Here is a 13209-nt window from a genome sequence, read left to right on the forward strand (position 1 = left end):
TGCCGGCGCCGCGCTCGCGACGGGCGCGGCGGCACCCACGGGAGCCCCGGCACCCACGGGAGCCCCGGCACCCACGGGAGTTCCCGTGGGCATGGGTGCCGTGGCGGCCACGGGCACCGTCGACCGCACAGGGGCGGGCTGGGCCGCCGGCCGTGCCTGCGCCGTACGGCGCGGCGCGTGGGCCGGATGGGGCCGTACCACCGCCGGTGCGGTCAGCGTGAACCAGACGACCTTGCCGTTCTCGCCGTCCGGCCGGGCCCCCCAGCTCTCGCTCACGGCCGCCACCATCGCCAGCCCACGCCCGCAGGTGGCCAGCGGACCGCCGTCCGGCATGTCCGCGACGTCGGCCGGCACCGGAAGGCGCGGATCGTTGTCCCGAACCGAGACCGTGAGCCGGTCCGGCGCGAGCTCCAGCTCGACCGTGCACGACTTGTCGGGCCTGGCGTGCCGGTGGACGTTGCTCAGCAGCTCGGTCACACCGAGCGCGGCCCGGTCTATCAAGGCGTCCATGTGCCAGTAGCGCAACTGCGCAGATACGATTCTGCGGACCTGGCCGATCCGCGACGGCAGGGCTTGGAGCTCCACCGTGCAGTGCCTGCTTGGGTGACTGATCACGGCTGCGACTCCCCGATGTAGAGGTCCGAAGGGACCGGAAGAACACGGAGAACAACGGATCCAGCAGGGTGCTTGCGTCCAAACGGCCGCCTGCTGTCATGGCCGGCGGGCTGGTTCGCAGCGTTATCGCCGGTAAACCCAGAGTGACGTGAGACAAGCGTGACGCAGCGGATGCGCTCCCGCAACTCGCCGCGACGGACCGCTGTCCGGAGTAATGCGACCGGCCCGCTCCTCCGCGGGTGACCGTGCCGGCTCTCAGCCGCCGCGGCCGGCGGCCCGGCGCACCGCCTCGATGAACCGCCGTGCCGTGGGCGGGCCCGGCTCGCCCGGAGGGGACTCGTGCTCGCCCATCGTCAACTGGTACCGCGTGCCGTTGAGGTCGGCCAGCGCCTTGCCGTCCGGCCCGAACCACGGCCTGGACGCCCGCACTGCCTGCACCGGAGCGCTGTCGATCTCGCTGCCGTAGCTGTTGAGCAACTCCAGCCTGCCGTCGTTGATCCGGACCTGCCCGGCCCGGGTGAGCGAACGCAGCCGCTTGCCGATCCGCACGCCTTTGGCCGTGAACTCTGGCTCCGCCATCCTTCGCCGCCCCCTTGCGCCTGTGCTTCCGCGGTCCAGTGTGCGCCCCTGATCGTCCCGTCGCGTGCAGTCTGCCCCGATGCGGCCGGGAGCACCAGTACGCGCGGGCGCGTGCGGCAGCCGCCCGGAGCACTCCCGCCAATGCGCCCCCGGCCCTCTCGCACGCCTGTGCCCCAGGACGGCTTTGGGTGGCTGAAAGATGCGTTTATGCAGGTGGGAAGCGGTGTGAAAGATGCCTATGCTCGAAGTGTCGACCGCGTGAGGCGCCGTCGGCGCCCAGCGTAAGGAGCACCGCCGTGAGCACCACCCACCCGACCCGGACAGGCGCCACCCTCGACGTCGACCGCAGCGACGCCGCCTACCGCGACTGGCTGAAAGAGGCCGTCCGCAAGGTCCAGGCCGACGCCAACCGGTCGGCGGACACACACCTGCTCCGCTTCCCCCTGCCCGAGCAGTGGGGCATCGACCTGTACCTGAAGGACGAGTCGACGCATCCCACCGGCAGTCTCAAGCACCGCCTCGCCCGCTCTCTGTTCCTCTACGGCCTCTGCAATGGCTGGATCCGACCCGGCCGCCCGGTCATCGAGGCCTCCAGCGGCTCGACCGCCGTCTCCGAGGCCTACTTCGCCAAGCTGATCGGCGTCCCCTTCATCGCGGTCATGCCGCGCACGACCAGCGCCGAGAAGTGCCGGCTCATCGAGTTCCACGGCGGCCGGTGTCACTTCGTGGACGATCCCCGGAAGATGTACGAGGAGTCCGCCCGCCTCGCGGTGGAGACCGGCGGCCACTACATGGACCAGTTCACCTACGCCGAGCGGGCCACCGACTGGCGGGGCAACAACAACATCGCCGAATCCATCTTCCGCCAGCTGGAGTTGGAGCGATTCCCGGAGCCGGCGTGGATCGTCGCGACGGCGGGCACCGGCGGCACCTCCGCGACCCTCGCACGCTATGTGCACTACATGCAGTACGACACCCGCGTCTGCGTCGCCGACCCGGACAACTCCTGCTTCTTCGAGGGCTGGACCACCGCAGATCCGGACGTCTCCTGCGACTGCGGCTCCCGGATCGAAGGCATCGGCCGGCCGCGCATGGAGCCGAGCTTCGTGCCCGGCGCGATCGACCGGATGATGAAGGTGCCGGACGCGGCCAGCGTCGCCGCCGTACGGGCCCTGGAGCGGGCCATCGGCCGCAAGGCGGGCGGATCCACGGGCACCGGCCTGTGGAGCGCGCTGAAGATCGTCTCCGAGATGGTGGCCGAGGGGCGCCAGGGCAGCGTCGTCACCCTGTTGTGCGACCCGGGCGACCGCTACCTCGACAAGTACTACTCCGACGCCTGGCTCGCGGAGCAGGGCCTGGACATCGCTCCGTACGCGGCGGCGATCGAGACCCTGCTGGCGACCGGAGTGTGGCCGGACTGACTCCGGGGGTGGTCAGGCCACCCGCCGGTCCAGCGCCGCGACCGCGTTCCGGAAGGCCTGGCCGACGCCCGGGCGGATGAGCCGGCACACCTGGCGGAAGGCGGCCGTGCCGTCGAGAGCGAAGGTCATCCGCACCCGGGTCCCCGTGCCGGCCGGAGCCAGCCGCCACTCCTCGACCCAGGCACGGGCACCCGGCGTGTTCGTCACGTCGACCCGGTAGGCGTACAGCGCCGGAGCCTTGGCCGCCAGCACCGTCTCCTCGAAGCGGATGCCGCCCCGCAGCCGCACCTGGCGTCCGCCCCGCGTCGGCCGGACCGAGGCCACCGCCGAGAACCACTCCGGCCAGCCTTCCAGGTCCTCGGCGAGGGCCCGGAAGACCGTCTCCGGGGTGGCGGCCATGTCCCGGGTGAACACGAGCCGTACGGGGGCGGTCTCGACGAACTCCGGCCCGACCGGACGCAGACGCTGAGCCATGGCGACGAATCCCTCGTGAAGTCCCGTGCGGAAGCGGGAGTTGGCCGTCAGGGTAGTTGACGTGCCGTCAGATGTCCCCGCCGTCGTCCTCGTCCGGCTCGCCCGCCACGAGCAGTCGCGGCAGATGCTCCGAGATCTCCGCGCGCGCCTCGGCCGGCAGCCCCGCGTCGGTGACGAGCGTGTCCACCTGTTCCAGCGCGGCGAAGGAACTCAGGCCCACCGTGCCCCACTTGGTGTGGTCGGCGACCACCACGACCTGGCGTGCGGAGTGCACCAGCCGCCGGTTCGTCTCCGCCTCCGCGAGGTTCGGCGTGGACAGGCCGGCCTCGACCGATATGCCGTGCACACCGAGGAACAGCAGGTCGAAGTGGAGGGCGGCGATCGCCTGGTCGGCCACCGGGCCCACCAGCGAGTCCGAGGGGGTGCGCACTCCGCCGGTCAGCACCACCGTGGCCGCCCCCTGCCGCTGCCCCGAGGTGCGCTGGGCCGCGTGGAAGACGTCCGCGACCCGCACCGAGTTCGTCACGACGGTCAGGTCGGGCACCTCCAGCAGGTGCTGCGCGAGCGCGTACGTCGTCGTACCGCCGGACAGGGCGATCGCCGTGCCCGGGGTGACCAGCTTGGCGGCGGCCCGCGCGATGTCCTCCTTGGCAGTCAGTTCCAGACCCGACTTGGCCTCGAAGCCGGGCTCGTGGGTGCTCGCCTCGACCACGGGCACCGCGCCGCCGTGCACCTTCTCCAGCACGCCCTGACGGGCGAGGGCGTCCAGGTCACGGCGCACGGTCATGTCCGACACGCCGAGCTTGCGGGTCAGTTCGTTCACCCGCACGCCGCCCCGGCGCCGTACCTCGTCCAGGATCAGGGCGCGACGCTGCTCCGCGAGGAGGTTCTGATTCTCACTCACGTACGCTCCGGTCCTTTCGCCGCCACGGGTCCCACGCGCCCGGTGCACCCTCTCCGACCAGGAGCTTCCATCCGGCTGGAGGTGCGCGGGCGTCCCATCTTTTCACGGGTCGGTACTGGTTGCGCCACCACCTGTCACGACGCGTGCATGCCACCTACGCCCCGGCTCTCCCGGCCGCCGTCACACGGAACGGGGAGATTCGGTGACGACGGGTGTACGCCGGCACGGGAGCGGAGATCCTGACACATGCCTGCGGGTGCGTCACGGGGGTGCGAGAACAGTGGACCGCGCACAGCACACGGACGGCGGCGCCGCGCCGGAGAACGAGCGCCCGGAAGGGCCGGCCGGGCGCGTCACCGCCCGGGACGCACGGGTTCCCGCGCCGGAGTCCGGACGGACGGGCCGGTCCGCCGAGCCGGAGCTGGAACTGCTCGTGCACGGGGTGGGCGGGACCACTCCGGAGAAGATGCTCGGCGACCCTCGTACCGTGCGGGTCACCGGCGACGACACGGCGGCCGTCTTCCGGCGTGCCCAGGACGCCGGAGCCCGGGAAACCCCCGGGGACGAGCCGGTCCGGGAGGCGTACGTCTGGTGCAACCTCACCTCCGGGGACAGCAGCCGCGCCCTGTGGCTGTTGCTGCTGCCGTTCATGGTCGTCAACCTCGCCCACTGGATGCGTCCCGCGGCGGCCGGCCGGCCCCGCGCCGTCCGCCTGTACGGCCTCCTCGTGCGGCTGGCCGCCCTCACGCTGACGGTGCTGCTGGTGGCCGCCGCCTGCGAGGTGGCCCTGGACCTGGTGGCCTGGCAGTGCGCCGGGGTCCACAGCTGCGCCCACCGCCACTCCTGGCTGACCTTCCTCGCGCCCCGGCCGTCGGCACCGGACACGTGGTGGAGCCTGCCGGGCCGCCGGCTCGCCCTCGCCGCGCTGGTGCCCACCGCGCTGACGATCCTGCTCTGGTACCTCTCACGCCGCACCTGGAGCGCGTACGAATCCCACCGGCCGATGTCCCATGACCCCGAGCCGGACACCGATGGCAGCGCACTGGCCCTGCCCGGTTTCTGGTACGGGCGCCGCCTCGTGGCCCGCCTGCGCGCCGCGCACACCGCCGTGGCCCTGCTGACCGTCGCCGCTGCCGTCGCGGTCCCCGCGGCCCGCTTCGACCACCGGCCCGGCGGCCCCGCCGCGCTGGACGTCCTGAGCCGGCTGCTCACCGTGGCCCTGCCGGCCTGCGCGGCGGTGGCGGTCGGCGTCGTCTGCCGCCGCGGCCGCAGCGAGAACCGCCTCGACCAGCGGCTCGACCGGCACGTGGTACGACTCCTGCCGCTCGCCGCGCTCGCCCTCCTGCTGCTCACGCTGCTCTACGCCGGCTGGGCCCGCCCCGGCTGGCGGTCCACCGGGCGGCTGCCGGGCGACCCGGCCTTCGGCGCCCTCATGCTGGCCCAGGGACTGCTGGTCGTCGCGCTCGCCGTGGTGGCCCGGCACCTGTACCGCCGCAGCTCCGATCCGCGCACCGGGATGCGGGGCCTGTGCGGACCGGCCGTCGCGCTGCTCGCCTGCGCGCTGGGCGGCGTGATGTCCGGCGGGGTCGCGCAGCGCGTCGCCGACTGGCTGGACGGCACCCGCGCCCTGCTCCCCGGGCCGCCGGTCCTGCTGACCTGGCAGGCATCGACGATCCCGCCGGTCCTCGCGGTCCTGCTGCTCCTCGCCGTCCGGCTCGGGTTCGGCACCGCCCGGCTGGCCCGCGCAGAACGCGACCGGGTCCGGCACGAGCACCCCGGCGAACCCGAGGACCCGGGCCGTACCCGCACCATCGCCCATGTCCGTGCCATGGCCACCCTCACCGACCGGGCGCCCCTCGTGGTCGCCGTGCTCGCCGCCACCACCCTGGTGCTCGGCGGTGTGGCCCTGGCCGGTGCGCTGGCCACCGGGAAGACGCCCGACGGAGCCGCCCGCTCCGCCTACGACGCCTTGCAGGCCGTCGCCGAGACCTCGCAGGCGCTGGGGTCCTGGCTGGTCGGCCTCGGCTTCGTGCTCTTCGTGACGTGGGGGAGGCGCGCCTACAAGGACGCCTCGGCGCGGCGCACGATCGGTATCCTCTGGGACGTCGGCACCTTCTGGCCGCGCGCCGCGCACCCCTTCGCTCCGCCGTGCTACGCCGAACGCGCGGTGCCGGACCTGACCTGGCGCATGGCCACCTGGACCCACCGCACCAGGGGCCGCCTGGTCCTCTCCGGCCACTCCCAGGGCAGCGTGCTCGCCGCGGCCGCCGCCTGGCAGCTGCCCCCGTCGCTCCGCGGCCGGATCGCGCTGCTGACCTACGGCTCCCCGCTTGAGCGCCTGTACGGCCGCTGGTTCCCGGCCCACTTCGGACCGCCCGCACTGGCCGCCCTGCACCGCGACGTCGCCTGCTGGCGCAACCTCTACCGCCGCACCGACCCCATCGGCGGCCCCGTCCGGATCCTCGACGACACCGTCTCCGAGGTCGACCATGCACCCCTGCAGGACCCCCTCGCCTACGGCCGCACGCTCGCGCACCCGCTCCCGGCACCGATCCTCGGCCACTCCGACTACCAGGCGGACCCGGCCTTCACTCGGGAACGAGCCCGTCTGCTGAACCGCCTGTCCCCGGCCCTGCCGGGGCCACGCCCGACACCGGACCGGGCGGGTGAGGGCTGAGCCCGGCCGTCGGCTTCTCCCGGAGGGCCTTGCCCGGCAGGTCAGGTTCAGGCGCCCGCGACGTTCGCAACGGAGCCCGGGCCCGCGGCAGAACCCTGCGGGCAACCTGCGCCGCGGGCGCTCAGGGCAGGTCCGGCAGGTCCTCCGCGAACAGCAGGGTCAGATCGTCGGTGCTCGGGTCCTGCAGCTGTGCGACACGGCCCGCGTGCCGTTCCACCATGGCCTCGAACGTCTGCCGGGCGGTGCGGCCGTTACCGAACGCCGGGCCCTTGGGGAACACCCTGAAGTACTTCAGCAGCGCCTCGGACGCACCCGGTGTCAGCCGGTACTCGTGCTCGTCGGCCTGCTGCTCCACGATCCGCAGCAGCTCTTCGGGGCCGTAGTCGCCGAAGGTGATGGTCCGGGAGAAGCGGGAGGCGACACCGGGGTTCACGGAGAGGAAGCGCTCCATCTCCTCCGTGTAGCCGGCCACGATCACGACCACCGCGTCCCGGTGGTCCTCCATCAGCTTCACCAGGGTGTCGATGGCCTCCTTGCCGAAGTCGCGCCCGGCGTCCTCGGGCGAGAGCGCGTACGCCTCGTCGATGAACAGCACACCGCCACGCGCCTTCTCGAACGCCTCCTGGGTGCGGATCGCCGTGGAACCGATGTGCTCCCCGACCAGGTCGACCCGGGACACCTCCACCAGGTGCCCCTTCTCCAGCACGCCCAGCGAGGCGAGGATCTCGCCGTAGAGCCGCGCGACCGTGGTCTTGCCCGTGCCGGGAGAGCCGGTGAAGACCAGGTGCCGCTTGACCGAGGCCGCCTTGAGACCCGCCTGCTGCCGGCGCCGGCCCACCTCGATCATGTCGGTCAGCGCCCGCACCTCCCGCTTGACGCTCTCCAGGCCCACCAGCGCGTCCAGTTCCCCGAGCACGTCCTTCGACGTGCGCACCGCCGTCTTCTCGGGCTCGGCGGCGGCGATCAGCGGCTCCTGCTCCGTGCTGCGCTGCCCGGGGATCGAGCCGAGCAGTCCGGGGGAGTGGGCCACGGTCTGTACGGCGGGCTCCCGGACCGCGGGCGGCCGCAGGCCACCGCTCTCGTCGCTGGTGCAGTCCTCCACGACGGGGCCCGTCCCGGACCCGGCGTCCGGGCCCGCCTCGGCGAACTCGTAACCGCCGCGCGTACAGCGCTCCGTGCGGCACTTGCGCAGCGTCGCACGGCAGCCGTCGATCACATGGAAGCCATAGCCGCCGCTGCCGCTCACCCGGCAGTTCAGGAAGCTGCCGCGGCCGCCCGCGGAGACGTAGAAACCCGCCTCTGCGGGGGAGTCGACCGTGCAGCGCTCGATGGTCGGATCGGCACCCTTGGTGACGATGACGCCGGTCTGGGTGCCGTCCAGGGTGCAGTTGTTGAGCGTGCCGCCGCTGCCGTGGTCGCGGAACCACGCTCCCGTCGCCGCCTCGCGGATCCGGCAGTCGTCGAGCTGGGCGGTCGCCCCGTCGCTCACCGACACCGCCGTGTTGCGCACCTGCGACAGGTCGCTGTCCACGACGTCCGCGCGTGAACCGCGGTCCAGCACGAACAGGGCGTCCGGCACGTCGTGCACCCGGCAGGAGTCGAGCACGGCGGTGGCACCGTCGCTGACCCACACCGCCGGATAGTCGCCCGTGCTGTCGAAGATCTCGCACTGGTTGGCGTCCACCCGCGTCCCCGGATCCCACACCGACAGGCCGTTGCGGCCGAACTGACGCACCGTCGTCCGGGTCAGGGTGAGCACGGAGCGGGAGCGCAGGTCGACCGCGTTCTCGGGGATGTCGTGGAGGCGGCAGTCGGCCAGCGTGAGGACCGCGTCCGTGTCCAGGGTGACGCCGTCGGCCGTGGTGCGGTGCACATCGCAGTCGGTCAGGTGCGCCGTCGCCCGCTGGGTCACCTGCACACCGGAGCCGCGGACCTCGTAGATCTCACAACCCACCGCCTCCAGCGCGGAGTTCTCGCCCGTCACGGCCACTCCGGTGCCGGAGGCGTGGTGCACCCGGCAGCGCTCCAGGCGGGGATGGGCGCCGCCGCGGACGGTCACGCCCGCCTGTCCGGCCGCGACGACCTCGCACTCCTCGAACACCCCGCCCCCGCCGTCGAGTACGGCGATGCCGATGCCGGCCGGGTTGTCGACGGTGCAGCGGCGCACGGTCGGGCGGGCACCGCCGCGCACCTCGATGCCGGCGGCGGACCGGGTGACGATCCGCACGTCCAGCAGTTCCGGCGTGCCCTCCTCCACCAGCAGCGCGGGCGACGCCGCGTCCTGTCCCTCCACGTGCAGGTCCTGCACGACGGCCGAGGCGCGCACGGTGAGCGGCACGCCGTCGACGGGTGCGATCCGCACCGAGCCGGGGGAGCCCTCGGGACCACGGAGCGTCACCGACCGCTGGACGACGAGGTTTTCCCGGTAGGTGCCCGGGGCGATGGTGAGGACGTCGCCGTCGGTGGCGGCCTCCAGGGCGGCGGCGAGCGACGCGTACTCGCCCGTGCGGCGCCGCCACCGCGACGTACCGGTGTGCGTCACCTGGACCGTGCCCTGTGCCATGGCGTTGCCGTGCCCCCACCTCGTCGTACTGATGGCTCGCTGTCGCACGGGCCGTGCCACCGGTGCCGGGACCGCGACCGTGCTTCAGCCTTGGGGGCTGGTGCGCGTTCGCGCTCCCGAAAACCTGCGCGCGCCCCTGCGGTTCACTCACCCGCGGGTTGTCGCCGAAAGCGCTTCGGCCGGTCCACCGTAGCGCGTGCGTGCACGGTCGGTTGACCAGAGCGGGAAGGCGGTCAGCTGCCCGTGCCCGCCTTGCCCCAGTCCGGACCCGCCCGGTCCCAGGCCTGGTCCCAGCGTGCGTACCGCCCCTGGACCATGCGCCACACCGTCAGCCGCCGGGCGCCTTCGACCAGGCCCACGGTCAGCAGGGCCGCGCCGATCCCGGCGAGCACCGCGTGTGTCGTGGCGGTGGGGGAGTCCAGCGGACGGGTCGTTATTCGGCCCTGGGGGTCCGTCCAGAGCCTGAAGCGGTCGCCCGGGTGTGGGGACTTGAGCTCCGCCAGGGCCGGGCCGTGCCGCTGGGTGCCGTCCGGGGCGGTCCACTCCGCGAGGACCCGGCTGCGGGTCTCGCGCGCCGTGGTGGTGTCGGGGTCGGTCTCCAGCGGGGCCTCGCCCAGGTCACGGACCACCGTGGCCGTCACGAGGTGGCGTGTGTGCTGCTGCTCGCGCACGGCCCGCTGCAGCGAGTCCTGGGCGGCGGCGCCGGCCAGGCAGCCGGCGACGGGCGCGGCGGCGGCGATCAGCACCAGCGCCACGAGGGCCACCCATGCCTCGGCCAGGTCGGTCGTGCGGCGCAGCGGATTGCGCCGCCAGCGCCACAAGCCACTGAGAGCCCGCATGTCCCCACCCCCTTCCGCTCCGTGATAACCCCCGCCACGGACGCGCATCCGCGGTCCGGGGCGAGAGAGAGCGACATCACGTCAACCGCGAACGGCCAGGCACACGGCGTCTCATGAATCTCTCATGCTCTCCCAACGACCGGGCCCCGGCCTTGGTTCCCCCCTCGCCGGGCCGTCGTCCGGTGCTGATCCAGCAGCCGGACCGGGTCTCCGACCCTGATCGTGCCGGGTGCGAGGGGCACCAGGTTCTGGCCGAAGATCAGTCTCGAGCCGGCCCTGCGATGGCGCGCCAGGGTGCGCAGGGGCTCCCGGCCGCGTACGGCCGTGTCCTGGTCGACGGTGGTGACGACGCAGCGTCCGCTGGCCTTCGCGACGCGGAAGACCACCTCGCCGACGGATATCCGCGACCAGTGGTCCTCGGCCCAGGGATCGGTGCCGGTGACGACGACGTTGGGCCGGAAGCGGTTCATCGGCAGCGGGCCCTCGTGGGCGTGGCGGCCCTCGGCGATCAGCGAGTTGAGGGCGTCGAGGGAGGCCGTCGTGGCGACCAGCAGGGGATAGCCGTCGGCGAAGCTGACCGTCTCGCCGGGCAGGGCGTACTCGGGGTCGACCGGGCGGCGGGTGGCCGGATCGTCCATATGGACCAGGCGCACGTCCGCCCGCAGAAAGGCGGTGCACCAGGCATGCGCGGCCTCAGCCGCCGGGACCGCCTCGACCTTCGTGCCGAAGACGTTCACCGGCACCGTCGTCGCCGCCTCGGGCACCGACACCGTCAGCGGTGCCTGGCCCGGTGCGGACAGACGAACGCCGCCGCCGGCCAGCAGCTCGGCGGCGGCCAGCGCGAGGCGTGGCTGTTCGCGCTGTGTGACGACCTTTCCCCCGTCGTCGATCAGTGTCCAGCGCCGGTCTCCGGCCAGGCCCCAGGGTTCCACCGCAGCCTCCCGGGGCGAGAAACCCTGGAACGCCTTGACCGGATGGACGTGGATCGACTGCACTTCGGCGTTTTCCATGCCGCCATCGTGCCAGGAGGCACCGACAGCGGCGGGGCGCCGGTCAGTAGCCGCGGTACTGCTGGTTGTTGTACGGGTCCTGGTAGGGAGCCGGCGCGGGCCGCGGCGCGGCCGGGCGCATGGCCTCGTAGCCGGTGCCCATCCCCATCGGGCGCTGCTGCTGCGGGGCCTGCGGTCCGGGGTAACCCCTTGGGGCGCTCGCCTGCTGCGGGATGTACGCCGTGGGCGCCTGCTGCAGCGGCGCGGGCTGGGGCATCTGCGGGTAGCCGTAGGCGGGGGCCTGCGGGGAGGGGGCCGCCGGGAGGGCGGGCAGTGCCGACGGCAGGGCGGGAAGGCTGCTGCCCGTGTCGTAGGCGGCGGGGACCCGGATCGGGGCGATCTGCGGGGTGCCACGCTCGGCCACGAGCGAGTCGTAGATCGGGGTGTCCGGGAAGGAGGCGGAGTAGTAGCCGCCACCATAAGTGGAGCGGGGGGAGGTCATGGCACATAAGTTAAGCCCACGATGTGCTCGTTGGGGAGACCGATAAGAGGGTTGTTTTCCGTGTCGGCAGTGACTGGGGATCCCCAATCCGAGCGAACTTGGGAAAATGGGACGCCGGCCGGCGTTCGCATCGTGTAAAAGCCGAGTTCCTGCGGGGTTACCGGCAGTTGACCGGCGATGTTCCTGTGCCGGTCATGGGAGTTCGCCGTGCCCGCGAATAGGTTGTGCGGATAGGGATGACCTGGACGACCGGGGGTGCCCGGAAGCCGAGACGGATGGGGGCGGACATGTCCATGCAGAAAGGATCGAACACGCCGGTGCCGACCGCGGCCCTGCGTGTCGAGCTGGGCTGGCGTTCCGGACCCGGCGTGCCCGACGCGGACGCCTCCGCGCTCCTGCTCGCCACCGGAAGAGTCCGCTCCGACGCCGACTTCGTCTTCTACAACCAGCCCGCCCATCCCTCCGGCGCGGTCCGGCACGAGGGCAAGCGCACGGCCGCCGCGGGGGTCACCGACACGCTTTTCGTCGACCTCGCGCGCGTGGAGGGCGCGATCGAGCGGATCGTGCTGGCCGCCTCGGCCGACGGCGGGACCTTCGGGCAGGTCCCCGGCCTGTACATCGAGGTGACGGACGCCGCGAGCGGCCGGCCGGTCGCCCGCTTCGACAGCCCCGGCGCGACCGTGGAGACCGCCTTCGTGCTCGGCGAGTTCTACCGGCGTCAGGGCGGCTGGAAGTTCCGCGCGGTCGGCCAGGGCTACGGCAGCGGACTCGAAGGCCTCGCAACGGACTTCGGCATCACCGTGGACGAGCCCCAGCACGCCGCACCGCCCGCCGGGCCGGCCCGGACGACGCCGCCCCCGCCTGCCGCGGCGCCCCCGGTCCTCCCGCCCCCGCCGCCTCCGCCGCCCGGCACGGCCCCGGTGCCGCTGCCCCCACCGCCCGCCGCGGCCCCCGCACCGCCGCCGGTGACCACACCGCCTGCGCCCCCGGCCCCTCCGGCACCCCAGCCCGTCCGCCTGTCCAAGGTCACCCTCACGAAGGCGGCGCCTTCGGTCTCGCTCGCCAAGCAGGGCGGCACCTCCGGCGCGATGCGGGTGAACCTCAACTGGCAGATGCGCAAGACGCTGTCCGGCCCGGGCGGCCGCTGGGGACGGGGACAGGGGGACCTCGACCTCGACCTGTGCGCCCTGTACGAACTCGCCGACGGCCGCAAGGGGGTCGTCCAGGCCCTCGGCAACGCCTTTGGATCGCTGCACCGGCCGCCGTACATCCACCTCGACGGCGACGATCGCACCGGTGCCGTGGCGAGCGGTGAGAACCTCACCGTCAACCTCGATCACACGCGGGACTTCCGGCGCATCCTCGTCTTCGTGACCATCTACGAGGGCGCCAGCTCCTTCGCCGACCTGCACGCCACCGTCACCCTCCAGCCGCAGCACGGCGCCCCGATCGACTTCTCGCTCGACGAGTGCACCGTCCCCTCCACCGTGTGCGCGCTCGCCCTGATCACCAACACGGGCGGCGACCTCCTCGTTCAGCGCGAGGCGCGCTATCTGGTCCCGGAGCGGGGAGTGAGCCCGCAGCGGACCATAGACCGCGCCTACGGATGGGGCATGAACTGGTCGCCCGGCCGCAAGTGACCGGGA

General features: G+C 73.0%; 10 protein-coding genes and 1 pseudogene. 3 read left to right on the plus strand and 8 right to left on the minus strand.

What is annotated here, in order from left to right:
- Positions 1–204 precede the first annotated feature (204 nt).
- Together AB0L59_RS16135 and AB0L59_RS16140 are read right to left on the minus strand one after the other, a co-directional pair.
- Positions 205–615: pseudogene (locus AB0L59_RS16135) on the minus strand (ATP-binding protein); the annotation flags it as partial.
- 255 nt (positions 616–870) lie between these two features.
- On the minus strand, positions 871–1194 hold the full coding sequence (locus tag AB0L59_RS16140) for a hypothetical protein (RefSeq protein WP_365583399.1): 324 nt from the start codon (positions 1192–1194) through the stop codon (positions 871–873).
- 296 nt (positions 1195–1490) lie between these two features.
- Between AB0L59_RS16140 and AB0L59_RS16145 the strand changes: the two genes are divergently transcribed.
- Positions 1491–2615, plus strand: coding sequence for a PLP-dependent cysteine synthase family protein (locus AB0L59_RS16145; protein ID WP_365583401.1), 1125 nt, complete (start codon positions 1491–1493; stop codon positions 2613–2615).
- A 12-nt stretch (positions 2616–2627) separates the two neighbouring features.
- On the opposite strand, the gene AB0L59_RS16150 is transcribed toward AB0L59_RS16145, so the two are convergent.
- Together AB0L59_RS16150 and AB0L59_RS16155 are read right to left on the minus strand one after the other, a co-directional pair.
- On the minus strand, positions 2628–3089 hold the full coding sequence (locus AB0L59_RS16150; protein WP_365583404.1) for an SRPBCC family protein: 462 nt from the start codon (positions 3087–3089) through the stop codon (positions 2628–2630).
- A 67-nt stretch (positions 3090–3156) separates the two neighbouring features.
- Complete coding sequence (locus AB0L59_RS16155; protein WP_365583407.1) at positions 3157–3993, minus strand: DeoR/GlpR family DNA-binding transcription regulator; 837 nt, start codon at positions 3991–3993, stop codon at positions 3157–3159.
- A 466-nt stretch (positions 3994–4459) separates the two neighbouring features.
- On the opposite strand from AB0L59_RS16155, the gene AB0L59_RS16160 reads away from it, so the two are divergent.
- On the plus strand, positions 4460–6670 hold the full coding sequence (locus tag AB0L59_RS16160; protein WP_365583591.1) for a hypothetical protein: 2211 nt from the start codon (positions 4460–4462) through the stop codon (positions 6668–6670).
- A gap of 121 nt (positions 6671–6791) precedes the next feature.
- On the opposite strand, the gene AB0L59_RS16165 is transcribed toward AB0L59_RS16160, so the two are convergent.
- The 4 genes from AB0L59_RS16165 to AB0L59_RS16180 all read right to left on the minus strand — a co-directional run bounded on the left by AB0L59_RS16165 (position 6792) and on the right by AB0L59_RS16180 (position 11563).
- Positions 6792–9233: a right-handed parallel beta-helix repeat-containing protein gene (locus AB0L59_RS16165; RefSeq protein ID WP_365583410.1), complete on the minus strand. Its 2442-nt coding sequence runs from the start codon at positions 9231–9233 to the stop codon at positions 6792–6794.
- Between the two features lie 233 nt (positions 9234–9466).
- Entirely contained in the window at positions 9467–10072 is a 606-nt protein-coding gene (locus AB0L59_RS16170) for a hypothetical protein (RefSeq protein WP_365583413.1), read from the minus strand.
- Positions 10073–10194: 122 nt separating this feature from the next.
- Entirely contained in the window at positions 10195–11082 is an 888-nt protein-coding gene (locus AB0L59_RS16175; RefSeq protein WP_365583415.1) for an MOSC N-terminal beta barrel domain-containing protein, read from the minus strand.
- A 43-nt stretch (positions 11083–11125) separates the two neighbouring features.
- A complete protein-coding gene (locus AB0L59_RS16180) occupies positions 11126–11563 on the minus strand; it encodes a DUF6643 family protein (RefSeq protein ID WP_365583418.1) in 438 nt (145 codons plus the stop codon).
- Between the two features lie 293 nt (positions 11564–11856).
- Between AB0L59_RS16180 and AB0L59_RS16185 the strand changes: the two genes are divergently transcribed.
- Complete coding sequence (locus tag AB0L59_RS16185) at positions 11857–13203, plus strand: TerD family protein (protein ID WP_365583592.1); 1347 nt, start codon at positions 11857–11859, stop codon at positions 13201–13203.
- The last annotated feature ends 6 nt before the right edge of the window (positions 13204–13209 follow it).

The sequence above is a fragment of the Streptomyces sp. NPDC052109 genome (assembly GCF_040680195.1).
In the GTDB taxonomy this organism is placed as follows: Bacteria; Actinomycetota; Actinomycetes; order Streptomycetales; family Streptomycetaceae; genus Streptomyces.

What these genes read in the sequence shown, in the direction of transcription:
- AB0L59_RS16140 (WP_365583399.1), bottom strand. Translation starts at nt 1,194, where the DNA reads ATGGCGGAGCCAGAGTTCACGGCCAAAGGCGTGCGGATCGGCAAGCGG.
- AB0L59_RS16150 (WP_365583404.1), bottom strand. Translation starts at nt 3,089, where the DNA reads ATGGCTCAGCGTCTGCGTCCGGTCGGGCCGGAGTTCGTCGAGACCGCC.
- AB0L59_RS16160 (WP_365583591.1), top strand. Translation starts at nt 4,460, where the DNA reads ATGCTCGGCGACCCTCGTACCGTGCGGGTCACCGGCGACGACACGGCG.
- AB0L59_RS16165 (WP_365583410.1), bottom strand. Translation starts at nt 9,233, where the DNA reads ATGGCACAGGGCACGGTCCAGGTGACGCACACCGGTACGTCGCGGTGG.
- AB0L59_RS16170 (WP_365583413.1), bottom strand. Translation starts at nt 10,072, where the DNA reads ATGCGGGCTCTCAGTGGCTTGTGGCGCTGGCGGCGCAATCCGCTGCGC.
- AB0L59_RS16175 (WP_365583415.1), bottom strand. Translation starts at nt 11,082, where the DNA reads ATGGAAAACGCCGAAGTGCAGTCGATCCACGTCCATCCGGTCAAGGCG.
- AB0L59_RS16180 (WP_365583418.1), bottom strand. Translation starts at nt 11,563, where the DNA reads ATGACCTCCCCCCGCTCCACTTATGGTGGCGGCTACTACTCCGCCTCC.
- AB0L59_RS16185 (WP_365583592.1), top strand. Translation starts at nt 11,857, where the DNA reads ATGCAGAAAGGATCGAACACGCCGGTGCCGACCGCGGCCCTGCGTGTC.